Here is a 23956-nt window from a genome sequence, read left to right as displayed (position 1 = left end):
GTGAGTCGGTTGGCAGCTACGGGAAGGGCGCGACGATTACCGAGCGGGCCGACGTACGGTCCACGACGATCACGAGGGTGTGCTTGCCGATCGGCTTCTCGGACCAGGCCGCGAACGCCTCGCTCCCGCCGCGCACCGCGACCAGCACTTCGCCCGGCCCGTCCGGTGGGATGGAAACGGTCACCCGCCCGATGGCTCCGATCGGACTTTGGTCTGCCTCCTCCAGTGGCTCCATACATTCATCATCCCGCCTCTGACCCGACGGGCCTTCGGCCTGCCCGGTCAGAACCACGACACTCCGCGCGCTCAGTCGCCGCCCCGGATACGTCTCGCAGGCGGCTGCCGCCTGGGCTCCGTTACGCGAGACGTCCTGGACAGTTCCACAGCTCCACCGCCATTCCTTGAATGTTCAAAAACTTCGAGTGTCGCCGGACCGTCCGCCGAGCGCGCCGCGTCTGTGACCGGCCCCCGAGGCGGGGACGAACGGCGCAGCGCGTCAGAGCCCGGCAGGTAGGACAGTGGAGACAGGAGAGGAAGTGACGAGCATGAGCAGCATCGCGCGTCGCATCACCGCGTTGTTCCGGACCAAGGCCAACAAGCTCCTGGACCGGGCCGAAGATCCCAGAGAGATGCTGGACTACTCCTACGAGAAGCAGCTGGAGCTGCTGCAGAACGTGCGACGCGGGGTGGCGGACGTGGCGACCAGCCGCAAGCGCGTCGAACTGCAGATGACCCAGTTGCGGCAGTCCGACGAGAAACTCTGGGGCCAGGCGCAGCAGGCGCTGGCCGTCGGCCGGGAGGATCTCGCTCGCGAGGCCCTCACGCGGCGTGCTGCCCTCGCCACGCAGCTCGAAGACCTGCAGGGGCAGGAGGCCTCACTCCAGGCGGAGGAGGAGAAGCTCACCCTGGCATCCCAGCGGCTGCAGACGAAGGTAGACGCTTTCCGTACCCGCAAGGAGACCATCAAAGCCAGCTATACCGCAGCCGAGGCCGAGACTCGCATCGGCGAGGCCGTTACCGGCATCTCAGAGGAGATGGGCGACCTCGGCATAGCGATGCGTCGGGCCCAGGACAAGACCGAGCAGCTGCAAGCCCGCGCCGGAGCCCTCGACGAGCTGCTCGCCTCCGGCGCGTTGGAGGACGCCACTGTCCCAGCGGGCCGCGACGACATCCAGGCCGAACTCGAAGCGGCCACCGCGGGTCACGATGTCGACGCGGAACTCGCCCGGTTGAAGGCAGAGCTCCCAGCGGCCTCCGCCCCGCCTGCCCTGGGCAGTGTCGGCGAGAAGCCGTCGGGCCCTGAGGAATCGGGCCGGGAGGCGACATCGTGATCGTGCGGATCCTCGGCGAAGGCCAATGCGAGATCGCCGGAACACACCTGGAGAAGCCCGACGAACTGGAATCCGCCGTGCGGTCGGCCGCCGAGTCCGGCGACGAACTCGAGTTCGCCAACGCGTTGCGCGCGCTGCTGAACGCGGTTCGCAGCCTGGGCGTGCCGCTGCCGAATGACACGCGCACGCCGTCTGACCTGGCACTGCCCGACGAGGCCACCGGCCACTCGCGGGTGCTGGCCGGGCTGGCCGACAAGGGACTGAGTCTCAGATGAGCGCGATGCGCAGCCGCTTCCGCCCCGACCGGCAGCTGAGCGTACGCATGGTGATCACCATGTTCCTGCTCGGCCTGCTCTACGTTGCCTTCATCGCGGCGCTGGTCGCCTTGCTGAAGTCCTGGATCCTGGTGGTGGTCGTCGCAGCCGGACTGCTGGCCGCTCAGTACTGGTACTCGGACAAGATCGCCCTGTTCGCCATGCACGCCCACGAGGTCAGCGCACGGGAGCAGCCCCACCTGCACGGCATCGTCGACCGCCTGTGCGCCACCGCCGACATGCCCAAACCGCGGGTGGCCATTTCGCAGATGGGCATGCCCAACGCGTTCGCCACCGGCCGCAACCCCGACCACGCGGTGCTGTGCGTCACTACCGGCCTGCTGCGACGCCTGGAGACCGAGGAACTGGAAGGCGTGATCGCCCACGAGCTCTCCCACGTCGCCCACCGCGACGTGGCGGTGATCACGATTGCCTCGTTCCTCGGCGTCCTGGCCGGACTGCTGGTGCGGTTCGCCTTCTACTCGGAACTGTTCGGCGGGCGCCGCAACGACCAGAACACCGCGCTCCTGCTCGCCCTGATCATGGCCGTCTCCGCCGTCGTGTACACGATCAGTTTCCTGCTGATCAGAGCCCTGTCCCGGTACCGGGAGCTTGCCGCCGACCGCGCAGCGGCGATGCTCACCGCACGCCCCTCGGCACTTGCCTCTGCGTTGACCAAGGTCAGCGGCGACATCGCCCGCATCCCGTCGGAGGATCTGCGCACCGCGCAGCCGTTCAACGCGTTCTTCTTCACCCCTGCCCTCGGCGACGGAGCCACCCTGTTCAACCTCTTCTCCACCCACCCCAGCCTTGAGCGCCGCCTCGAACAGCTCGCGAAGATCTCCACCGAGCTGAACCAACCCCGCTGACCGCGCGGTGCCGTCGTCCTGTCCGATTGAGCAGACCATCTAGCACCGCAGCCGCTTCGGCCGCCTCGCGTATGGCGCATGCCGCGGTCTCCACCCCGCTGACATCGACGGCCCGCGCGCCTACGCGGAGAACGGGGGTCGCTCGCCCGACCACGGAGCGGCTTGTTCGAGCTGGGATGCCAACCGGATCAGCACGTCCTCCCGCCCGTAGGCCGCGACGAGTTGCAATCCGATCGGCAGTCCGTCGGCGTTGCGGTACAGGGGCAGGGAGACGGCGGGCTGACCGGTGACGTTGAACGGCAGGGTGAAGGCGATGCCTTTGGTGACCCCGGCCACCAGCTCCATCGGATCCTTCGCCGTCGGCGCGAGCTCCCCGAGCGGCAGCGGCGGCGTGGGCAGCGTTGGCGTGAGCAGCACGTCGACGTCGGTCTCCCACAGGCCTGCCACGCCGCGCGCCCACTGCTGCCACGCCTGTACACCGGAGAGCCACTGCGCGGCCGTGACCGAGCGGCCAGCCTCCGCGAGTAGCCCGTTCATCGGTTCCAGGTCGGCGGGTTCGAGCCGCTCACCGAGGCGTTCCGACCATTCTTCGAGCTCCCAGGCGAGAATCGCCGAGAACAGCGTCGGCAGCGCCTCGAACAGGGCGGGAGAATCCAGGGCAGCCGCCGGTGTCGGCTCGACGCGGTGGCCAAGCGCGTCGAGCAGCCGCGCAGTGTGCTCTACGGCCGCCACGCAGTCCTCGTGGGCTGGGGCGGTCGCGCCCGGTGGCGTCGAACGGAACCCGATCCGCAGGGTGCCGGGATCGGCACCGACATCCTCGCGGTAGGGCCGCATCGGAAGCGGGGCGGTGTACGGGTCACCGACCGCCATGCCGGCCGTCACGTCCAGCACGGCGGCGGTGTCACGGACCGAGCGGGTCAGCACGTGTTCGTGTGTTCCCGCTCCCCAGTACTCGCCGTACCGCGGCCCCAATGTGGTACGGGCCCGGGTGGGCTTGAGGCCGACGACTCCGCAGGCGCTCGCGGGCATCCGGATCGAGCCGGCCATGTCGTTGCCGTGCGCCACGGGGACCATGCCCGCGGCGACCGCCGCCGCCGAACCACCGCTCGAACCGCCCGGGGAACGGGTGAGATCCCACGGATTTCGAGTCGCCCCGTGCGCGAGCGGTTCCGTGGTGACGCTGGTGGCCAGTTCAGGGAGGTTCGTCTTGCCGCAGAACACGAATCCGGCCGATCGGAACCGCGCCGCCAAAGTGGAGTCCTGCGGAGCCCGCCAGTCCCGGTCTCGCAACGCGCGCATCCCGCCGTAGGTCGGGTCGCCCGCGGAATGGCACAGTATGTCCTTCAGCAGCATGGGCACGCCGCGGAACGGGCCGTCGGGCAGCCTGGCTGCCCCGGCCTCGGCGAGCGCTTTCTCGAACAGGGGCGTGATCACCGCGTTGAGCTTGTCGTTGAGCAGTTCGATCCGCTCGATCGCCGCCTCGACGAGCTCCGTCGGCGACAGCACGCTACGGCGCACCAGGTCGGCCTGCGCCGTAGCGTCCAGCCATGCGAGCTCCTCGCCGGGCCCCGAACTCGCTGTCATATCCGCCTCTTTCCTCGCAGTAGGGCTCTTCGCCATCCGTCAGTCCGTCCGCTGCGCGCCGGGCCTGGTCCGTCTGCTGTCCACCGCGGGGGTGCGCACCGATCGGGCCGGGGCGTCACGGACACAACCTCATCCGCGTCGGCCGCGGCCACAACTGCTCGCAGCTGTAAAGCTGTTGACACCGTAAACGTGCGAGATCCATTCGGTGGTGTGGGGCCTGGTTCTGCGTGCTCTATGCCATTGGCGCCGTACGTGTGGGGCGACTGTCACCGTGGACCGTCCGTCGACTGCCTGGCCCGGTTCCTCCGTGTCAGCCGCGCCCACTGACCCGACCGGGCCGCCCGGGTCACTCAACCGCCGAGCAGCAGCCGCTCTTTGCCCCTTCTCCTGGCCGGTGAACCTGGCCCCCGCCCGCGCCCGCCCGTCACCACACCCATGCGCGAAGGCGAACCGGCGGGCCACTTCAACGACTTGCTCCAGCACCGCATGCCCTGCCGCCCAGGAACACAGGTCCGCCCCCAGGGCCGCTTCGACGTCTCCATCGGACGCGATGTCGCATCCGGGTCCCAGTAGGTCTTCGACTTACACCCCTCACACGGCCAACCTGCCACCGCCGTCCCGAAGTCCACGATCACCCGGACGCAACTCACCAGCTCACCCCACCTGTCCGACCCAGAAGCAACAGGCCACCTGGCCTCCCGAGGATTCCTAGCCGGAAGCCCTGCCCCTGCGCGTGTTGTCGCGGAGGGAGCAGGGCTCTCGGCGGTGGTGTTCGTTCCTAGGCGCGGCGGGCCTCGGTGATCTGGGCGGGGATCGTGTCGAGCCACCAGGTGGGGTTGGCGGTGCCGTCGGTGGTGCGGCCGTCGCGGTGGACGTAGTGGCGCACGTCGCGCCCGGGCTCGGCGAGTTCGCCGTTCAGAGCACGCTCGATCCACTCGGCGCCGAAGCGGAAGATCTCGGCCGCGACGCCGCCCAGGGGGTGGAACTCGTTCTCGTAGACGCGCATCTCCTTGGGGGCGCGCACCCGCTCATAGTTGGCCAGGGCCTGTTCCAACTGGGTGAGTTCGTCGAACTCGCCGATGCCGTACAGGACCGGGCAGGTGATGTCGGCGACGAGATCACCCAGTGGCATGCGGGCGACCAGCTCGCGGTCGAAGGCCTCCTCGTCGCTGTAGCCGGACATGAACATGTAGTTGTTCTTGAAGGTCGGCTGGGCCCGCTCGAAGATGGTGGCGAAGTCGCCGGTAACGGCCTCGAAGGCGGCCAGGGCCGCGAGGCGGCGGTCGGTGGCGGCGGCGCGCGAGCCCCAGTAGCCGCTCATGCTTATGCCGAACATGCCGATCCGGTCCGGGTCGACCTCGGGCAGGGATGCCAGGTGGTCGATGTAACGGCTGATGGCACGCTCGTAGTTGGTGAGGTCGACGGTCAGCCCGTTGGCCCGGGACTCGCCCTGCCCGGGGCCCTCGATCGACAGGGCGACCATGCCGCGCGAGGTGTAGTACCGCTCGGCGGCGTAGATGTAGTCCTCCTTGATCATGTCCATCCCCGGGCCGAGGATCACCGCGGGCGCGTTGTGGACCTCGCCGGCCGGCAGGTGAAGCAGGGCGTAGATGTGCTGGCCCTCGAAGTCCAGGACCACCCGGCGGACCCGGCCGCCCCGCAGCGCGCCCAGGCGCTCGACGCAGTGGTTGGCGTGCTCGCGGAAGGCGAGCTTGCGCGGGTCGGCGGCGTCGAAGACGGAGTACTGGGCGCGGCCCCACATCACCGCGGCCCGCGCGTACAGGTCGGCGGCGGTCTGCGTGAAGCCGCCCTGCTCGTGGTGGGCGGCCCGCTCCTCGGCCTGCCCGGCGACGGTGGCCCACGCCTTGGGCAGCATCGCCCCGCTGCGGACCAGCTCGAAGACCTTGTCGAAGTCGGTGTGGTCGTGTCCGAGCTGCTCCAGGGTGCCCTTGGCGCCGGGGTGCAGCGCGTCGAAGCCGCCCTGGGCGAGTGCGATGTCCAGGGCCCAGGTCTGGCCGGTGGAACGTGTGGTCATGACGGATGTCCTTTCGGGGGGATTCAGCGGCGCACCGTTCGGCATCTCGATAAGTACTTAACTATTAAGTACTTACGGTAGTCTGGATGTCAACTGCACGACTTCGCCACGAGCGCCGAACCGGAGACCCCTCCCATGACCGAACAAGCCCAGGTCACCCCGGCTGAAAGCCCTCGAGACCACGCCCTGGACCGGCTCGCCCGCGCCGCCTACAGCCTCAGCGCCGCCGACGCCCGGCTACGCGGTCGCGCCACCCGCACCGCGGGCGCTCTCTCCCTCACCCACGCCCGCGCCATGCGCGCTCTGGCCGACCAGGGCCCCCTCACCGTCACCCAGCTCGCCACCGCCACCGAGACGACCAACGCCGCCGCCACGCAGCTCGTCAACGGCCTGGTCAACGCCGGCTACGTCACCCGCGAACGCTCCGCCGGCGACAAACGCACCGCCGTCGTCACCCTCACCCCCACCGGCACGCAGCGGCACCGCGAGCGCCAAGCGGTCCTCACTCAGGCCCTGCACGCCGCACTCAGCCACCACGACACCGCCGCCCTCGACGCCGCCACCGACGTCCTGCGACATCTGGCCGCCATCTACGACCAGCTCTGACATCCCGCCACAGCGAAGTCCGCGACGGTTGCCGCGGCGCCTCGCGCCGGGGCGGAACTGCGCGCCCAGGGCGCCGTTTCCAGTCGGGCCGACCGCTGAGCGCCCGCCGTCGAGCGGGCCCGGCGCCACGCTCGAAGGAGGGCCGTCGGCCTTCGACCTTCCCCTGCGCGCGCCATCCGCCCGTGGCGCGCCTGTCCCGGTCCCCGCGCCCGCCGTATGGCTGCCACCGCGCGGCAGATCAGCTCATACGAGACGGCGAGTGAAGAGGGCCAGATCAACTGACAGCGCGCCGGACGATCGCGTCGGCCGCCGCATGTGGGCGGCATTTCGGCGGTGGCGGCTCACTTTGGATACTCCGTTGACTCCGGCTGAACGGCCGTGCGACGGTGAGGGCGCGCTCCTCTTGAGAACCGCTGGGAACTGGAGGCAGACCGCTGTGACCTTCGGAAACGATAACTCCCGCCAGGCCATGGATCGCAGTTTGACCCCGGATCAGATTGAGTTCTTCGAGAAGGAGTTCGCCGCCCGGCCCGTGAACCGGCTGATGCAGAACGCCGTCACCCAGACGCCGGTGGACGATGTCGCCCTGGATCGGCGGGTCCTCACCAGCATCGACCACTCGGTCTCCCACCACCTGGACGACTGGAAGGTCACCAACCAGAAGCAGAGCGGGCGCTGTTGGATGTTCGCCGGGCTCAACCTGCTCCGGGTCGGCGCTGCTCGGAAGCTGGGCGTGAATGACTTCGAGTTCTCCCAGAACTACCTGCTGTGGTGGGACAAGTTCGAGCGGGCGAACCACTTCCTTGAGGCGATCATCGAAACCTCGGACCGGGATGTGGACGACCGAACGGTGGCGCATCTGCTCGCGGACCCGATCGGCGACGGTGGGCAGTGGAACATGTTTGTGGCGCTCGTCGCCAAGCACGGCCTGGTACCCAAGTCGGCCATGCCGGAGACCGACAGCTCCTCCGCGACCCGGGCGATGAACCGGGCCCTGAAAACCCTGCTCCGCCAGGGCGCCCGCGACCTGCGTGGGCAGGCCGACGAGGGAGTCGAAGCGCGGCGCGAGCGCAAGCGGGAGGTGCTGGCTGCCGTCCACCGGGTGCTCAGCATCCACCTCGGCACGCCACCGCAGCGGTTCCTGTGGCAGTGGGAGGACAAGGACAAGCAGTTCCACCGCGATGGCTGGCTCACACCGGCAGAGTTCGCTGCCTCGTATGTGGAGCTGCCGCTGGACGAGTACGTCTGCCTGGTGCACGACCCGCGGGAGTCGAGCCCGGTCGGCCGCACCTTCACCGTCGAGTATCTGGGCAACATCGTGGGCGCCCCGCCGGTGGTCTATCTCAACGCGCAGATGGAGCTGCTGAAGCGGCTGGCCGCGGAGGCGATCATCGGTGGTGAGCCGGTGTGGTTCGGCTGCGACGTGGCCAAGATGATGCGTGCGGACGTCGGCGTCTGGGACGCGGGGCTCTTCGACTACGCGGCCGTCTACGACGCCCCTTTCACCATGGGCAAGGCCGCTCGGCTGCTGCACCACGACACGAAGATGACCCACGCGATGCTGTTCACCGGCGTCGACGTGGTGGAAGGGAGCCCGCGCCGCTGGCGGGTGGAGAACAGCTGGGGTGAGGAGAAGGCCGACAAGGGCTTTTGGACCATGAACGACTCATGGTTCGGTGAGCATGTCTTCGAAATCGCGGTCCGGCGCTCCGCGCTCCCGCCGCAGCTGGCTGCCGCCCTCGACCAACCGCCGATCGTCCTGCCTGCCTGGGACCCCATGGGCGCCCTCGCTGACTGACGATGGAGAGGAGACGGCCCGTACCACGCGAGTCCCACGGACTCTTTGATACTCCAGCGCGGCCTTCATCCCACACTCGCGGTCCGGATGAGTTGCCGTGTCCGACGCACACCACATCGGCGTGACTCGATGACTCTGGCGTGGGCGTTGGCCGTCAGCGACGCTGCTTGGTGGTTCATGTAGCGCTGGCCCCCAGACCGGCGGTGGTGCGGGGTGGGGCGGCCGCCGTTTCGGAATGCGGCCGCCCCTTCCCTCGTATTCAAAGGGTGAGTTGGCGGGGGGTGAGTTGTATTCCGTTGTGCACGCCGGTGGCGTCGACGCCGGGGTAGAGGGTGCGGCGGCCGACATCAGCGATCCTCACCCGGGCTGTGCCGTCGGCGATGCTGTTTGTCCGGCTCAACAGGGGCGCCACTCTGCCATGTTGCACAAACTTATCCATGCGGATAACGTTATCCGCATGGATAACGGACTCTACAGGCGTATCCGCGCCCTGTTCGCCGCCGTGCTCGTCCTCTCCGTCGCCACCCTCGGCATTGCCGCCCTCATTGGCGGCAATGCCGCCGTGTGGGTTCGAAGTGGCATCGTCACCGCGATCGCCACTGTGCTGATCGCACTGGCCAGGCGAGCCTTCGGTGGCAGCCGCGCCGCTTACCTGCGAATGCGGTTGATGTCCACCGTCGCGCCCCTCGCGATTGTGATCATCGTCGCCCTGCCACACGACGGATTCCCCGCCTGGATGAAGGTCGAGCAGGCCGTCGTGGGCGTCTTGCTACTGGCGGTCGCGGTCATGGTGGGCCGCAAGGCCGTACGCCAGGCCTACCCCAAGGCTGGTAAGCAGGTCCGATGAGCGCGACCACCCGTCAGGCGGCGACCGCAGCCCGCAAGGACCAGATCATCCGCGCCGCAATCGCCTTGCTGGCTGAGCGCGGCTACCAAGCCACGACCTTCGAGGCCATCTGTGACAAGGCCGGTCTCAGCAGCAAGCGACTGATCACCTACCACTTCTCCAGCAAAGACGAGCTGTTCACAGCCATCGCTGACCAGATCGTCACTCACGCCGGCGCGCACATGCAACCCGCCCTGGACGCCGCAACCGGTGCTCGTGAACTCCTGGCCGCCCTCATCCGGGCGAACGTGGCATTCATGGCAAGCCACCTTGAACAGATGCGCGCGCTCCAGCAGATCATCCTCAACGGCGACCGGGCCTGGGACCGGCACCACCTCGAATCCCTAAACCGACTGGCCGACCTGTTCGACAACGGCCAGCGCACCGGCGCCTTCCGGCCCTGCAACTCGCAGATCATGGCAGCGGCGCTGCGAGCATCGCTCGACAGCACGTACGGACTGCTGTCCGCGGGCCTCGACGCAGAACGATGCGCGAACGAACTGGTCGAACTCTTCGACCGCGCCACCCGACCCGCGTAACACACCCGCGACCGGCCCCCGCGGAACGCAAACAGGTACGCACCGCGGCCGAGTGTGCGGCAGAACGACCGGTCCGGGCGGGTGTGGCGTCCGTCCGCAGCCGCCGCAAGCCCCGGTGCGGCGGCGGACGGACGTACGGCCCGCGCCGAACAGCCATGCTGCGGCATGTGTGCCGGAACGGGCTGGTCGTCACGACGCCCGCACCCGGGGATGGGGGATGCTGCAATGCTTCGTATCCACTTCACCACCGATGACTTCACGCGCACGCGGATCGCTTTGGCACCGGACCCGATGTGGGAGATCCTGCTCAGCCTCCACTTACTGAAGCAACGCGAAGAAGGCGCAGTGGTGTTCGGCCAGTGGAGGGCGCGTCTACGCGCCCGACCAGATGCCACGGTGGCCCCACTGGCGTCTCTGGCACCACCCCGCGGGTACTCGCCTGACTTCCTCACTCCCACCGGCACCGTGGAGTTGGGGGCAGGCATCGACTCGGTTCTGTCCACCTCGCCAACGCGGTTGCGTTCGGAGCTCACCCTTCTCGCCGCGCAGCAGCCGCTCACCGCGTGGACCCACGCCCTTGCCGACGGGCGTACCGAGCCCCTGCGTCAACTCGGTGTGGCGCTGCAGGCCTACTACGAGCGCGCTCTCGCCCCTCACTGGGCGCACATCAACTTCGGTGTGGACGCGGACCGTTCACATCGCGCGCGGGTGCTCGCCGATCACGGTCTTGGGCAGATGCTGTCGGGCCTCCACCCGTCAATGCGTTGGCAGAACAGCACGGTGCTCAGCCTCCCGTATGGCCCCTGCGATCGGGACCTCCATCTGGACGGGCGGGGCCTGCTCCTGGTCCCGTCCTTCTTCTGCTGGCGCAGACCCATCTGCCTGCGCGACCCCGAACTGCCACCGACCTTGGTGTACCCCATCGACCACGAACTCGGTTGGGACACGGCCGACGGGACAACGGTCGGGGAGCCGTCCTGTCGGCCATTGTCGGCACTGCTGGGCCGCACTCGGGCCGCCGCCCTCGAAGCGATCGCTAAAGGGTGTACAACCACCGAACTCGCCGCTCGCTTGAGTGTCTCACCCGCCACGGCAAGCGAACACACCACAACTCTTCGCCAAGCCGGTCTGGTCATCAGCCACCGGTACCGGCGCTCGGTCTGCCATACCCTCACCAGCCTGGGGCTCCAACTGCTGCACTGCGGTCGTCCGATACGCGTTCCGGCGAACTGCTCCGCAGAGATCGTTTCGGTTCTGGGCGAAAGGTCACAACCTGCCCGCGAGTAGAGCCGGGCGGGTACGGCATCGTCGATACCGCCCGCAGGCACCGCCGAAAGAGCGGAAGACATCGTGCCTGCACAACCACTCACAAGGGGGAGAGCACATGCGTTCACCAATCCGAACCGCGGCCCTGGCGTCCTCGGCGGCATTGCTCGCCGTCGCCGGCCTCGCCGGTACGGCCACAGCGGAACCCGCCACGCCCTCAGTGAACAGCGCACCGGGCGGCGCCTCACAGAGCGTGGCGGTGCCTCTGGACGTCATCAACACCTTCAAGAACCAGGCCACCGGGCGGTGTATGGACGACAGCAACCTCGGCTTCCGCACCTACCCGTGCAACGGGCAGCCCTTCCAAAACTGGACCGTCCACGTGTGGAATGACGGCACCCGCAGGTTCCAGAACCAGGCCACGGGACGCTGCGTCGACGACAGCAACCTCGGCTTCCGCACCTACCCGTGCAACGACACGCCGTACCAGAGCTGGTTCGTCAGCCGCAACGGTGGCTTCCTCCAGTTCAAAAACCAGGCCACGGGCCGGTGCATCGACGACAGCAACCTGGGCTTCCGTACGTACCCGTGCAACGGCCAGCCGTACCAGAACTGGAGCTGATCTCCTGACAGCGTCGGTGCCTCGCCCTTCCACAACAGGCGAGGCACCGACACGCCGCTGCCCTCAGCGTGACCCGGCCCGTGCGGCGCGGTTTCAGGCGCTGGGGGGCGTGGTCGACGGGGGGAGAGGAGGCGATCATCGAGATCGACGCGATCGTGGACGCCGCGCGCGCCGGGGTGCGGGCGTGAGTGATGAGTGGAGTTGGGAGCATCGGGGTTCTTGGGCTGATCGCGGATGGCGCTAACTGAGATCTCGACGCGTACCAACGTGCCACTTGAACAGGCCGGATGATTACGTAATCTGGAACCCGCAGTGTTTCCAGACGGCCAGCAGGAGTGCGGCCTGGACGACTACCGAGCCTGCCGTTAACCGGCTGGCACCGCCGCATGACGCTGGCCATGGCAGCCCACGCCTGCCTGACGTCCTGCGTGGCCGGAAGCCGCTGGAAACCGTAGCCCGACTTGCGGCCGACTGCGGTTCGTTAAGGCCTCGTTGGCCGTCCCCAGCGAAAGAAACCCATCCACGCAGGTGACTCCCTCGCCTCCGGCGCAATGCCGTACCCACCCGGTCCGTCGGTGGTCGGCCGACGTTCTTCACCTGCGGGCTCCGGCGCGCCGGGCCGACAACCCGCTCGACCCCACAGGGCGCATCATGCGCGGCGCAGCGGGTAGGCAGCCAGCTACCCTGCGCCGCGATCCCGCTGGCCAGGCCGCACCACCGGAAGACTCTTCGTGAAGGGTAAGACATGGTTCTGCGCTTGCTGACACGCCTGCCGGCAGCGGGACTTGACCTTGCGCTGACCGCTCCTGTTCAGGTCGCATGCCGCGCCATCCCCATGGCCGGCGCTGCGGCCCGTTCGGCGATCGACATCGCGGAAGCGGGGGTACGTGCCACGGCGGAGGCCTCCGTCACGGCGGTAAGGGCCGGCCGGGTCGTCCGTAATGCCGTGCTACCCGGGGCAGTTGAATGGCGGGCGGGCTCCCGGATGCATGTGGCGCTGCGGCGGAGCCCGGACTTTACCGGGCGCGGCGGGCTGGAGGTGGCAGCCAAGCGCATGGCGGTCGCGCTGGCAGAGCACCCGGAGGTGGTGACCGCCTACTGGGACGGCGGGCTGGCACGGCTGGTGATACAGGTCAGCGAGGGCGCGCTCACCGATCGGGTTGTGCGCAAGGCGGAGAGGCTGGCGGCCCGGTACGGACTTGAGCGGCCGGAAGTACCGGTGCTGGAACGGGCACACCCGGGGAGCACCGGTGGGGTGCGGTCCGGTGCGTTGGCCCTGGCGTGTGATGCGGTGGGGATCGCAACTGCGGTGACCGCGCGGACGATGCGGCTGAGGAGTTCTCCCCGGCTGGTCACCGCCGCGGTGACGCTGGTACGGGAAGACTCCCGGGTGCGGGCCGTGCTGCACCGTCGGCTGGGGACCTCGGGTGCCGAGGTGGTGCTGGCTGCGGCCAACGCGACGGCCCACGGCTTCGGGAAGTCGCCTGGCTCTTTGGTGCTGGATGCGGCTTTGCGGACCGGGCAGTTGGTGGAGGCTCTTGCCCGCGGTGCCGCGTTCGATGCCGCGCACGATTCGCTGTGTGCCCCGGACCGTCGAAGTGTGTCGGGGCAGCGGGCCCCTCGCCCGTCGATCGGCCGGTCCGCCGGGCAGGAGTACGCGGATCAGGCCGTGACCGGGAGTCTGGTCGGCGCGGCCGCGACGCTGTTGTTCACCCGTGACGCGAGGCAGGCTGCTGAGGCGATACTGGCGGGCTCACCGAAGGCTGCCCGCTACGGGCCGGTGGCTTTCACGTCGGCACTGGCCGCCGTTCTGACTCGCCAGGACGTGTTGGTTCGCGACACCGATCGGCTACGGCAACTGGAGCGCGTGGATACCGTGGTGCTCCATCCGGAAGCGTTGCGCAGCACCCGGCGCACCGTACTCGAGGTGCATCCGAACGCCGCGCAGTGGGACCATGAGCGGCTCTGGCATGCTGCCACCGCGGCATTGCAGTCGCCCGAGGTTCCAAGCACACCTTGGGACGAGTCGGCGGTCGCGCTGCGTCCGGTTCCCGACCAAGGGCCGTCCGAGACCGATGGCTTGATGATCGCCTCCGCGCACGGTGAGGACATCGGCACCGTGCTGGTCGGGTGCGAACTCGATCCGCTGGCCGAGCCGGTACTGGACGCGGCACGCCGCGCCGGGCTGTATGTGGTGGTACCGCAGGACGCCTCGCTCGGTGACTTCACAGCGCTGGCCGACGAAGTCGTCCCCGGTGAGCGGCCATTGGCGGATGTCGTACAGGGCTTGCGTGAGCAGGGACGGGTGGTCATGGCCATCGCCCGCGTACCCGAGGACAACCACGTGCAGCAGGAACTGGACGCAGACCGCCAGCACATCGTGGCGGGGCTCCTGGCCAGCGACCTTGCTGTGGCGGTCACCGACGCCCGAAGCGCGGTGGTGTGGGGCGCGGACGCCCTCACGCTGGACGGGCTTCAGGGGGCTTGGCGGCTGCTGGCAGCCATCCCCGCCGCGCGCAGGACCGGCCGACACGCCAAGATCCTCGCCCAAGCCGGCGCCGCACTGTCCGGGCTCGTGGTCATGACCGGCACATCCCCAGCCCAACGGGCCCTGTTCGCTTGGGGTCCGCGCCTCAGCCCAGTCAACGTCGCCGCGGCCGCGGCTCTGGTCTCCGGATGGCGCGCCGCTACGGGCGTTGCCACCACAGCGGCACCCCGCCCCCGCCCAAGGGTGCCCTGGCACGCCTTGCAACCCGAAGAAGCCGTTTCCCGGCTGGCCGCCACGCCCCGCGCCAACCCCGGCGGCCTGTCCGTTCTGCGAGCCACCGTCCGTGAGAGGGCCGGTACCTTGCTCCGGCTGCCGGTCTTCACCCCCGCCCGCCTGACGGCACGTCTGGTCACCGCAGTGCGCGCCGAGCTCGACGATCCGCTCACCCCGGTCCTTGCCGTCGGCGCGGCGGCATCCGCAGTGCTGGGAGCGCCCGTGGACGCGCTGCTGGTGACCAGCGCCATGGCAGTCAACGCCGTCGTCGGCGGGGTGCAGCGGCTGCGCGCCGAACGAGCACTGGCCACCCTGGCGACCGGTCAACGGCAACTGGCCCGCCGCGCCACCCGATCGGGCAGCGCGCCTGCGGACACGGTCGACGCCGTCAAGCTCAGGCCGGGTGAAGTGATCGAGCTGCGCACAGGCGACGTTGTGCCCGCGGACGCCCGGCTACTGGAGCTCACTGATCTGGAAGTCGATGAATCCTCACTGACCGGCGAGTCGCTTCCCACGCCCAAGCAGCTTGCCGCTACCCCGCAAGCCGCCGTCGCGGACCGCAGCTGCATGGTCTTCGAGGGAACCACCGTGGTTGCCGGACACGCGCGGGCGGTCGTGGTCGGCACCGGCGAGCAGACCGAAGCCGGCAGGGCAGCCCACCTGGCCTCACGCTCCACCTCCGCCAAGGGCGTCCAGGCCCGCCTGCACGAGCTGACCCGCAAAGTGCTGCCCCTCACGCTGGCTGGCGGGGCAGCGGTCACTGCCCTGTCGCTGCTGCGCGGACGACCGGCTCGGGAAGCCGTCAGCGGCGGTGTCGCCGTGGCGGTGGCCGCAGTCCCCGAAGGTCTGCCGCTGGTGGCCACGGTGGCGCAAATGGCCGCGGCGCGCCGCCTCAGCCGCCACGGCGTCCTGGTCCGCACCCCCCGCGCTCTGGAGGCGCTCGGCCGCATGGACACCATCTGCTTCGACAAGACCGGCACCCTCACCGAGAACCGACTGCGCCTCCTACACGCCGTCACCGCAGACGGCACCACCCTCGCGGCGGATACCTCTCAGGCGGAGCCGGTGGTGCGGGCGGCTGCCCGGGCCTGCCCGCAGAGCAACGGTGAAGCCGGCCACGCCCATGCCACCGACGAAGCCATCCTGGTTGCCGCCCCGCCCGATCCGCACTGGGTCCAGGCCGAGGCCCAGCCGTTCGAGGCCAGCCGCGGCTACGCCTGCGCGATCGGCCACGATGCTGATGGCACACGCATGCTGATCGTCAAGGGCGCCCCGGAACTGGTGCTGCCCTGCTGCGAAGACGTCGCCGAGACTGCCCCCACCGCCGCACGAACCCTCGCCGACGAAGGACTGCGGATCCTCGCCGTCGCGCAGCGCCGGCTTGAGCCCGGCGAGACGGCCGACATTCTCGACCAGCCACTGAAGGCCCTGGAACTGGTCGGGTTCGTGGCACTCGCCGACACCCCCCGAGCCAGCTCCGCGCCCTTGATCTCCGACCTGGCAAATGCCGGCGTACGGCCGGTGATGCTCACCGGAGACCATCCGCACACCGCCCGCGCCATCGCTCTCAGCCTGGGGTGGCCGAAGGACGTCACCGTGACCACTGGAGACGAACTGGCGGCCCTGGACCGCGCAGGCCGAGCGCGCCTGCTGGCCGACTGCCAAGTCATCGCCCGCGTCGCACCCGAACAGAAACTCCAGGTCGTCGAAGCACTGCAGGAGGCCCGACGAGTGGTGGCGATGGTCGGCGACGGAGCCAACGACGCCGCGGCCATTCGCGCCGCCGACGTCGGCATCGGCATCGCCGTACGCGGCTCCGCAGCTGCCCGCAACGCCGCCGACCTGATCGTCACCGGCAACGACTTGACACCCCTGGTAGCCGCCGTCGACGAGGGCCGGGCCTTGTGGCGCAGCGTCGCCGACGCCATCAGCATCCTCATCGGCGGCAACGCCGGAGAAGTCGGCTTCACCGTGCTCGGCACCCTGATCACCGGTGCCTCACCTCTGTCGACCCGTCAGCTCCTGCTGGTCAACCTGCTCACCGACATGTTCCCCGCCATGGCCGTCGCCGTCACTCCGCAGGACGAGCCGGATCCCGAGCCGAGCAGGCGAACCGAGCACGAGGAGCTGGCTCCCGTGGGCGTCGCCGCCCTCGGGAAGCCGTTGACCCGTCAGATCCGACAGCGCGGGATCGTCACCGGGCTCGGCGCGGGCACAGCCTGGCTGATCGGCACCCTCACCCCCGGCACAGCCCGGCGTACCAGCACCATGGCCCTGTGCGGACTGGTCGGCGCCCAACTCACCCAAACCCTCACCGGACGAGGGCGCAGCCCTTTGGTGCTGACCACCGCACTCGGCTCCGCCGCAGCCCTGGCCGCCCTGGTACAGACACCCGGGCTCAGCCACTTCTTCGGCTGCACACCCCTGGGACCCGTGGCCTGGACAGGGGTGGCCGCTGCTGTCGGCGTTGCCGCCATCGGCCCGAAAGCCATGCCGTCAGTTGAACGACTCCTGTCCGAGGCCACCGCAAGAATGCCTTCCCTCGCGCGTGTGACTCCCTGAGCAACCTCACGCGAGTACCGGGCGACGTCCCCGTCGTCCTGAGTTTTGACCAAGTGATCGGGGGCTGTGGGTCGAGGACCTGGTTTGAGATCGGGGGAAACGCGTGCCAGCGAAGTCCGAGTGACGGGACGGCCTGGGCCCCGTGCGGCCCCAGACCGTCCCGCAGACGCGGTGGACCAAGGCCCGGTCGCGCGGTCAGGCAGCGTTGGTCGGGATCTCGCTGCCGTGCTCGGCGAGCAGCCGGTAGCGGCCGTTGTCCCGGCGGACGGTGCCGGCCGTGGGCTGCGGGAAGTGGGTGCCCAGGAGCAGCGCGTCGGTGTCCGCGAGGGCGTCGAGCAGCCGCCCGCGGGTGCGGACCGCCTGGGCGGAGTCGATGTCGACGCAGCTGTTCACGTGGGGGTGGGACAGCTGCACGGGGTGGTGGATGCTGTCGCCGGTGATCAGCGCCTGGCGGTCGCTGCCGCGTAGTTCCACGGCGACCTGCCCCGGGGTGTGGCCGGGAGCCGGGACCAGGAAGATGCCCGGCGCCACCTCGCGCCCCTGCTGGGGCACGTCCACGAGGTCGTACTGTCCGGCGTCGCGGACGGGGGTGACGGAGTCGCGGAACATCTGACGGCGGGCCTCGTCCAGGTCGGTGGCGGCCCAGTGGTCCCATTCGGTGCGGCTGGTGAGGTAGCGGGCGTTGGGGAAGGTGGGGACCCAGTCCTCGCCGACGAGGCGGGTGTTCCAGCCGACGTGGTCGGTGTGCAGGTGGGTGGTGATCACCAGGTCCACGGACTCGGGCGGGAAGCCGGCCGCCGCCAGGCGCTCCAGGAAGTCGGTGTCGAGACCGTTCCAGGCCGGGTTGGCGCGTGGCTTGGCGTTGCCGATGCCGGTGTCAATGACGATCCGCAGCCCGCCGGACTCCACCGCGAAGCTGTGGCTTGCCAGGCGGGGGACGTCGGCGTCGGCGAAGTCGGGCCGCAGCCAGGACGCTTCGTCCAGCACCTCCTTGGTGGCGTCCGGCAGCAACCAGGGTCCGGTCTGCCGCGGCAGTTCGATCTCGTCGACGCGGCGTACGGCGATGTCGCCGAGGCTCCACCCCGTGCTGGTGAAGGGGGTGGCCTGACGGGGCGTGGCGGTGCTCATCGGTGGGTCCTTTCGGTGGGCAGGGCAGGGCGGCGCGGAAGGGTAGGACTCGGTCAGGCGGTGCGCGGCTGTCGCACGGCGCGGGTGAGGCCGATCAGGGTCAGCAGGATGACCGTCACGGCGTAGAGCGAGACGGCGGTCTGCAGGCCGTACAGGTTGGTCAGCAGGCCGGCGAGGACGGCGGGGATGCTCATGGCCAGGTAGCTGAGGACGTAGTAGGCGGCGAGCGTGCCGGCGCGTTCGCCCGGGGCGGCCGGGGACAGCAGCAGGCGCAGGGCGCCCTGGGTGACGGCGCCGAAGCCCGCGCCCGCCAGGGCGGTGCCCGTGAACAGGGCGAGAAGGCTGTGCAGTTGCGGTCCGCTCAGGGTCAGCAGGGACCCCGGGATCAGGAACGCGGTGCCGACGAGGCTCACGATGCGGGCGGGCAGCGTTCGGGCGGCGTGGCCGGCGAGGCCGGCCGCGGCCGTCAGGGTGAAGAAGACCAGGCCGTCGGTTGCGCGGGCGGCGTGCGGGGCGATCAGCCGGGCGAGCGAGGGGCCGAGGGAGGAGTAGAAGCCGCCCAGTGCCCAGGCAGCGACGATGCCGGGCCCGGCGAGCGCCATGGCCGGCCGGGAGGCGGCGGCGACGGTGATCGTGGGGCGCAGTGAGCGCCAGGCGCCGGGGTTGGGGCGGGCGGTCTCGGGAGTGAGCAGGACCGCGGCGGCCTGCGCGGTGAAGAGCAGGAGCAGCACCAGGTAGACGGTTCGGGTGGGGGCGGGGGCGTACTGCACGAGGGCGGTGGCGGCCAGCACGCCGACTGCCATGCCGACCACGGGGGTGATGCTGTTGGCGACCGTTGCCCGGCCCGGGCGGTTGGGGGCCTCGAAGTCGAGCAGGGCGGCTCCGGCGGCGCTGGTGGCCACGCCGGTGGCCAGGCCCTGCAGGATCCGGGCGGCGATCAGCGCCGGCACGCCCTGGGCGGTGGCGAATATGGCCATCGCGACGGCTTGCGCCAGCAGCGCCCCGGCGAGGACGGGGCGCCGGCCCAAGTGGTCCGAGAGCGTGCCCGCGGTCAGCAGGGCCACCAGCAGGGCGAGCGCGTAGGCGCTGAACACGACGGTGAGCGTCATGGCCGAGAAGTGCCATGCGGCCTGGTAGAGAGCGTAGAGCGGGGTCGGTGCGCTGGAGGCAGCCAGCAGGCCGACCAGGACCGAGGCGTGGAGCCGGAAGGCGACACGGTGGCTCAGCACGGGCGGGCGGCGGCGGGAAGGCAGGGCTGTGACGCTGGTCATGGAAGCACCTCTGAGCCTTAAGGCGAATGCTTTGCATTAAGCACTCTAGGCTCACGTCCGCCTCAAACGCAAATATTTAGCTTTTAGGCGGCGAGAGGGGTGCGGTGCGGCCGAGGGCCGTCGCTACCAGGTGGTCGGTGTAGGCCGCGGACAGATCCGAGGGGCGGAACAGGATCCGATACATCAGGGGGGCGACGACGACGTCCAGCAGTGTCTCCACGTCGGGCACGGCCTCCCCGCGCCCGGCCGCGCGCACGCCGAGGGCCTTCAACTGCTCGGCGGCGTAGTCGGAGCAGCGGGCCGCGTTGCCCTGCTCGGGGTCGCCCACCAGGGCGTCGCGGATGTACGTGCGGCCCGCTGTCGAGGACATCTCCTCGGCGAACTGCACCGTCCACGCCTCCAGGTCCGCCCGCAGACTGCCGTGATCCGCCGGCGGGGTGTCGGGGCGCAACCGCTCGACGGCCACGTCGGACAGCAGTTCCCGCAGGTCCCCCCAGCGCCGGTAGACGGTGGACGGCGTGACCCCCGCGCGGGCGGCGATCAGGGGCACGGTGAGCGCATCCCGCCCCAGTTCCGCCTCGAGTTCTCGGACGGCCTGGTGCACGGACTGCTGGACGCGGGCGCTACGCCCGCCGGGGCGAGTGGTCGCTCGGGTACTCATGCGCACAGCTTAACGCGAAGAAGTTGCGTCTGGCGGGCCGTCGGCTCAGTTCAACGGTCAGGGGAGCCGATCCCGTCCGGTCGGCACGCGGTTCCGACGTGCCGACCGGATTGCCTCGCCGGCCCCCGATAGTGGTTCCGCGCCGCTGTCGGTGGCCACCCGCCCGGCGAGCTGAGCGAGTTCACCGAGCTCGACCAGCGGTCGAAGTCCCACCGCTTCGGTGTGGCACGTGCCGTTGTACAGCCTCACGTCCGACCGCATCTCCCGCACCACGGTCCCTATCAGATCGCCGCCGACCAGCTCGTCGTCGGCCAGCCGCGGCTCGTGCACTCGGCGCGACGGCCCTTCGGTGTCGCCCCGTAGGACGTGGTTGGTCGATGTGATGTTCGGAACCACCCATGCATCGCTGGAGCGCGCAGCCGTGAGGCTCATTGGTGAGCGCCCTCTGCGGGCGGCGATGGTGGTCAGGAACCAGGACATTTCTTCCGCCCTGCGCCTCGCCTCACTGGCCCCTCCAGGACACCGCACGGGGATGCGGTTCGGCCTGGACCGCTACCCGTCTGGGCGCGCCAACGCCGTTCACGTCCTGCACCTGTTGGCCGCCGGGCTTCCAGAGTGCGCAGTTCACAGGCCCCAGCAGTTCTCGGCCACTTGGACGAAGCTGCGGACCAGCGGGCTCCGCCCGGTCTTCGGCCAGGCCACGACGAGATCGCTCGGCGAGCGATCGCTGAGCGGGACTGCGACCAGGCCGACGGGTAGCGGCTGGTCGACCGGGGCAACGGCCAACGTTCCGTTCCACAAGGCCGCTTGCAGGCACTCCTGGATCGTTCGCACCGTCGGCGACGCGTCGTCCTGCCCACCGCCGGTCCAGTACGCGGTCCACGCGGGATCGGAGCCGTCCGGCAGCCGGACCCACCGGCGCCCGGCGAGTTCGGCCGAGGACACCGAAGCACGACGGGCGAGCGGGTCGTCGTCACGCATGACCACGCCGACCGGTACCGAGCGCAAGACGTGCGTAGCGATGCCGGTGTTATCGAAGGGAGTTCGGGTTATCGCCACGTCGACGAGCCCGGCGCCAAGCCCGGCCGTCGGGTCACCGAGGTCGGATTCGCGGATGGTGACGTTCACGTGCGGATGCCGCTCCCGGAAGAGCGGGACCAGCCGACCGCCGACCTGTTCGGCCGCGTCCGCCAGCGTGCCGACGGCCAGGGTCGCCGTCCCCGCCGCGTCGGTCACTCGGCTGCGGATCCGGTCGGCTTGCCTCAGCAACGCACCCGTTTCGTCGTACAAGACCGTTCCGGCGGGCGTGAGGACGACGCCCTTGGAGGTGCGCTCGAACAGGATGACGCCGAGTTCGTCCTCAAGCTGTCGGATCGCGCGGCTGAGCGGCGGCTGCGTCATGTGCAGTCGACCCGCCGCCCGGCCGATGTGGCGTTCCTCGGCGACGGCGACGAAGTAGCGGAGCGAGCGAAGGTCCACTTCAACACGATACCCGTGGGGTATCGGACGTGCAGAGAGGGTCTTGGACAGCAGGTCCCGCGACGGCCGAGGATGGGAAGCCGTAGGGCCGACGAGGAGTGATCCACATGACCAACCCCGCTCTGACGGTCGGGTGCTTCCCATACGACACGACACGGTCGCTGTTCGACGGGAGCGTGAGCGCCGACGGCATCGACATCACGATGAAAACCGCTGCCACCCTCCCGGAGATCTTCGACCGACTGATCCGTGGTAACGAGTTCGACGTCGCCGAACTGGGGCTCACGTTTTACCTGCGGCTGCTGGAGACCGGCCTGCCGTTCGTAGCGCTGCCGATCTTCCCGAATCGCGTGTTCCGGCACTCGTGCGTTTTCGTCAACACCCACAGCGGGATCACCGAGCCGGGTGACCTCGCGGGCAAGACCATTGGCGAGTTCGGCACCTTCGGCCAGGACTCCGGCGTGTGGGCCAAAGGGATCCTGATGGACGAGTACGGGTTCAAGCCCGAAGAGAGCCGTTGGGTGATCGGTGGCCTCGAACACCCCTCGGCCCCCTTCGACTTCATCCCGCATCCGCATCCGGCCGAAGTCGACCTGACCGTCGCGCCCGAGGGAAAGACACTGAGCGTGATGCTCGACGCGGGCGAGATCGACGCCCTGTTCTCGGCGAACGTCCCGCAGTGCGTGCTCGACGGATCACCGAACGTCGCCCGGCTGTTCCCCGACTTCGAGCCGCTGGAGCGCGACTACTATCGGCGAACCGGTGTTTTCCCGATCATGCACACGATCGTCGTCCGACGGGATCTTCTGCGGGACCGCCCCGGCATCGCGCGCCACGTCTACCGCGCCTTCTCCGAAGCGAAGGACGTCGCCGCCGACCGTTACCGCCAAAACCGCAGGCTGTACGAGGTCCAGACCATGGTCCCGTGGATGAACGCCCTGGTCGAGCGCAACGACGCACTGTTCCCCGAGGACTGGTGGCCTTACGGCATCGCGGCCAACCGGACCGCCCTCGACACCTACCTGCGCTACCACTGGGAGCAGGGCCTGTCCGCCCGTCAGTGGAGGATCGAGGACGTCTTCGCCCCGGAACTGCTCGATACCTAGGAGTCGTGGGTCATGACGTTGTTGACACCTACGAGGGCGTAGCGCGGAGAGAGTTGTAGCTGTCGTTGGGTCAGCTCCCTTCGGTTCGAACGCGGGGGCTGACTGCGGACCTTCGTCGGGTGACTGTGTACCCGTTTACCCGTCACCACTGTTGGCGCTGCGGCGGGATCGGCTCCAGTGAGCACCAGAGAGGGCGGGGATGTAACTTCCCGCGCAGCACTGGGAGTTGCTGGATACGGTCCGCGAGCGGGCAGCAGCGGACGCGTGGTGGACGTGCGAGGCCGGGGAGCCGGATGCGGGCTGGGGCGGTTGGCTGCGTGGGGCCGGGACGAGCTGCTCGTCCCTGCGCCCGACTGCGGGGTGGTTGGGCGGTGCGGGCTGACTGCGGACGGCGCTGATGCGTTGGAGTATCGCGGGCTGCGGGCCGAGTCAGCGGGCGCGGTGTCGGACCGGTAGTTGGTGGAGGAGGCCGATCACCTCGCCCTGTTCACGATCTCCCTCGTCGATGAGGACGCCCACCCCGTCACCGAACACGAACTGCGCCACCTGATCACCGATGCCGGCCTCGAACTTGCTCCCGGCAGCATCGCCCGCGGCAGCAGCCTCACCCTCACCGCCCACCGCAAGCCCAGCGAGGCCAAGAACGACCATGTGCCTCTGGCACGCCCCGCCGTTCCAAGTCGATAACCTCGGCATGCGACGCGGGCCTGGGCATCAGCCCTGACTGCGACGGCTGCGACGTGTGCAACGGCGGCGCCCACCGCAGCAACAGCGTCGCCGTGCAGCAACTGGCCTACGGGCCGCGGAAGGTGCAGTGGACGGCGCGGCCGCCGAATGCAAGGCCCGTGTCCTGTGGCAAACGGTCCTTGACCGTTTGCCACTGAAGAGTGACCGTCCAGGCCAGCCCTGGTAGCCCTTTGAAAAGAGCCCCGAGGCTCGGCCACTCGGTGGGCGAGCTGGTGAGCCTCCGCGCCGGCCACGTGCAGAGCCTCCGCGGTCGAGCGGGTAATGGCGTCCAGGTCCTCCCAAGTGCCCATCCGGATTGTGCTCTGTGGCCGCGCAGGGGGAGTGCGATCGGGCCTCGTCACCAGTCGCGGTGAATGCGAGGGCCAGACCTCAGCTGATACTCCGGACCGGG

Annotated in this window: 21 protein-coding genes and 1 pseudogene; 13 read left to right on the top strand and 9 right to left on the bottom strand. The window is 69.5% G+C overall.

Features of this window, described 5'->3' with window-relative positions; all coding sequences use genetic code 11:
• Positions 1–16 precede the first annotated feature (16 nt).
• Positions 17–235, bottom strand: a complete 219-nt coding sequence (locus tag O5O46_RS21335; RefSeq protein WP_269857107.1) for a hypothetical protein — start codon at positions 233–235, stop codon at positions 17–19.
• A gap of 310 nt (positions 236–545) precedes the next feature.
• On the opposite strand from O5O46_RS21335, the gene O5O46_RS21330 reads away from it, so the two are divergent.
• From O5O46_RS21330 to htpX, 3 genes are read left to right on the top strand one after another with little or no spacing between them, the layout of a single operon-like run.
• Positions 546–1331: a PspA/IM30 family protein gene (locus O5O46_RS21330; RefSeq protein ID WP_269857106.1), complete on the top strand. Its 786-nt coding sequence runs from the start codon at positions 546–548 to the stop codon at positions 1329–1331.
• Positions 1328–1606, top strand: a complete 279-nt coding sequence (gene pspAA, locus O5O46_RS21325; RefSeq protein ID WP_269857105.1) for a PspA-associated protein PspAA — start codon at positions 1328–1330, stop codon at positions 1604–1606. Before O5O46_RS21330 ends, pspAA begins: the two co-directional genes overlap by 4 nt.
• Positions 1607–1611: 5 nt before the next feature.
• Positions 1612–2514, top strand: coding sequence for a zinc metalloprotease HtpX (htpX, locus tag O5O46_RS21320; RefSeq protein WP_269857123.1), 903 nt, complete (start codon positions 1612–1614; stop codon positions 2512–2514).
• 120 nt (positions 2515–2634) lie between these two features.
• Here the strand turns inward: htpX and O5O46_RS21315 are convergent, their stop codons facing one another.
• Positions 2635–4098: an amidase gene (locus O5O46_RS21315; protein ID WP_269857104.1), complete on the bottom strand. Its 1464-nt coding sequence runs from the start codon at positions 4096–4098 to the stop codon at positions 2635–2637.
• Between the two features lie 778 nt (positions 4099–4876).
• Complete coding sequence (locus tag O5O46_RS21310; protein WP_269857103.1) at positions 4877–6133, bottom strand: alpha/beta hydrolase; 1257 nt, start codon at positions 6131–6133, stop codon at positions 4877–4879.
• Between the two features lie 135 nt (positions 6134–6268).
• Between O5O46_RS21310 and O5O46_RS21305 the strand changes: the two genes are divergently transcribed.
• The gene (locus tag O5O46_RS21305; RefSeq protein ID WP_269857102.1) at positions 6269–6739 is read left to right on the top strand and encodes a MarR family winged helix-turn-helix transcriptional regulator; all 471 of its coding nucleotides are present in this window, start codon (positions 6269–6271) and stop codon (positions 6737–6739) included.
• Positions 6740–7220: 481 nt separating this feature from the next.
• Positions 7221–8537 (top strand): aminopeptidase C, encoded by a 1317-nt coding sequence (locus O5O46_RS21300; RefSeq protein WP_269857101.1) that lies wholly within the window; start codon positions 7221–7223, stop codon positions 8535–8537.
• Between the two features lie 259 nt (positions 8538–8796).
• Here O5O46_RS21300 and O5O46_RS21295 read toward each other — a convergent pair whose 3' ends face one another.
• Positions 8797–8949 carry a hypothetical protein gene (locus tag O5O46_RS21295; RefSeq protein ID WP_269857100.1) on the bottom strand — a complete coding sequence of 51 codons (153 nt, stop codon included), beginning with the start codon at positions 8947–8949 and terminating at the stop codon, positions 8797–8799.
• Between the two features lie 45 nt (positions 8950–8994).
• Here O5O46_RS21295 and O5O46_RS21290 point away from each other — a divergent pair, with 45 nt between their 5' ends.
• The 6 genes and pseudogenes from O5O46_RS21290 to O5O46_RS21270 all read left to right on the top strand — a co-directional run bounded on the left by O5O46_RS21290 (position 8995) and on the right by O5O46_RS21270 (position 17173).
• The gene (locus O5O46_RS21290) at positions 8995–9384 is read left to right on the top strand and encodes a hypothetical protein (protein WP_269857099.1); all 390 of its coding nucleotides are present in this window, start codon (positions 8995–8997) and stop codon (positions 9382–9384) included.
• A complete protein-coding gene (locus O5O46_RS21285) occupies positions 9381–9962 on the top strand; it encodes a TetR/AcrR family transcriptional regulator (RefSeq protein ID WP_269857098.1) in 582 nt (193 codons plus the stop codon). The genes O5O46_RS21290 and O5O46_RS21285 overlap by 4 nt, the downstream gene beginning before the upstream one ends.
• Before the next feature lie 225 nt (positions 9963–10187).
• Positions 10188–11249, top strand: a complete 1062-nt coding sequence (locus O5O46_RS21280; protein WP_269857097.1) for an ArsR/SmtB family transcription factor — start codon at positions 10188–10190, stop codon at positions 11247–11249.
• Positions 11250–11346: 97 nt separating this feature from the next.
• Entirely contained in the window at positions 11347–11850 is a 504-nt protein-coding gene (locus O5O46_RS21275; RefSeq protein WP_269857096.1) for an RICIN domain-containing protein, read from the top strand.
• A 310-nt stretch (positions 11851–12160) separates the two neighbouring features.
• Positions 12161–12272, top strand: a pseudogene (locus O5O46_RS35610) (IS701 family transposase); the annotation flags it as partial.
• Positions 12273–12595: 323 nt separating this feature from the next.
• Complete coding sequence (locus tag O5O46_RS21270) at positions 12596–17173, top strand: cation-translocating P-type ATPase (protein ID WP_269857095.1); 4578 nt, start codon at positions 12596–12598, stop codon at positions 17171–17173.
• Between the two features lie 195 nt (positions 17174–17368).
• On the opposite strand, the gene O5O46_RS21265 is transcribed toward O5O46_RS21270, so the two are convergent.
• The 5 genes from O5O46_RS21265 to O5O46_RS21245 all read right to left on the bottom strand — a co-directional run bounded on the left by O5O46_RS21265 (position 17369) and on the right by O5O46_RS21245 (position 21712).
• Positions 17369–18301, bottom strand: coding sequence for an MBL fold metallo-hydrolase (locus O5O46_RS21265; protein ID WP_269857094.1), 933 nt, complete (start codon positions 18299–18301; stop codon positions 17369–17371).
• Between the two features lie 53 nt (positions 18302–18354).
• A complete protein-coding gene (locus O5O46_RS21260; RefSeq protein WP_269857093.1) occupies positions 18355–19572 on the bottom strand; it encodes an MFS transporter in 1218 nt (405 codons plus the stop codon).
• A 76-nt stretch (positions 19573–19648) separates the two neighbouring features.
• Positions 19649–20233, bottom strand: a complete 585-nt coding sequence (locus O5O46_RS21255) for a TetR/AcrR family transcriptional regulator (protein WP_269857092.1) — start codon at positions 20231–20233, stop codon at positions 19649–19651.
• Between the two features lie 57 nt (positions 20234–20290).
• On the bottom strand, positions 20291–20629 hold the full coding sequence (locus O5O46_RS21250) for a hypothetical protein (RefSeq protein WP_269857091.1): 339 nt from the start codon (positions 20627–20629) through the stop codon (positions 20291–20293).
• 228 nt (positions 20630–20857) lie between these two features.
• Positions 20858–21712, bottom strand: coding sequence for a LysR family transcriptional regulator (locus tag O5O46_RS21245; protein WP_269857090.1), 855 nt, complete (start codon positions 21710–21712; stop codon positions 20858–20860).
• Positions 21713–21819: 107 nt separating this feature from the next.
• Here O5O46_RS21245 and O5O46_RS21240 point away from each other — a divergent pair, with 107 nt between their 5' ends.
• Together O5O46_RS21240 and O5O46_RS21235 are read left to right on the top strand one after the other, a co-directional pair.
• The gene (locus O5O46_RS21240; RefSeq protein WP_269857089.1) at positions 21820–22818 is read left to right on the top strand and encodes a 4,5-dihydroxyphthalate decarboxylase; all 999 of its coding nucleotides are present in this window, start codon (positions 21820–21822) and stop codon (positions 22816–22818) included.
• Positions 22819–23277: 459 nt separating this feature from the next.
• A complete protein-coding gene (locus O5O46_RS21235; protein ID WP_269857088.1) occupies positions 23278–23505 on the top strand; it encodes a hypothetical protein in 228 nt (75 codons plus the stop codon).
• Positions 23506–23956: the final 451 nt, after the last annotated feature.

Origin of the sequence: Streptomyces sp. RPT161 (assembly GCF_027533845.1) — a bacterium.
Classification (GTDB): domain Bacteria; phylum Actinomycetota; class Actinomycetes; order Streptomycetales; family Streptomycetaceae; genus Streptantibioticus_A; species Streptantibioticus_A silvisoli_A.
The sequence above is the reverse complement of the archived record's forward strand: the minus strand, read 5'-3'. Positions and strand labels throughout refer to the sequence as shown.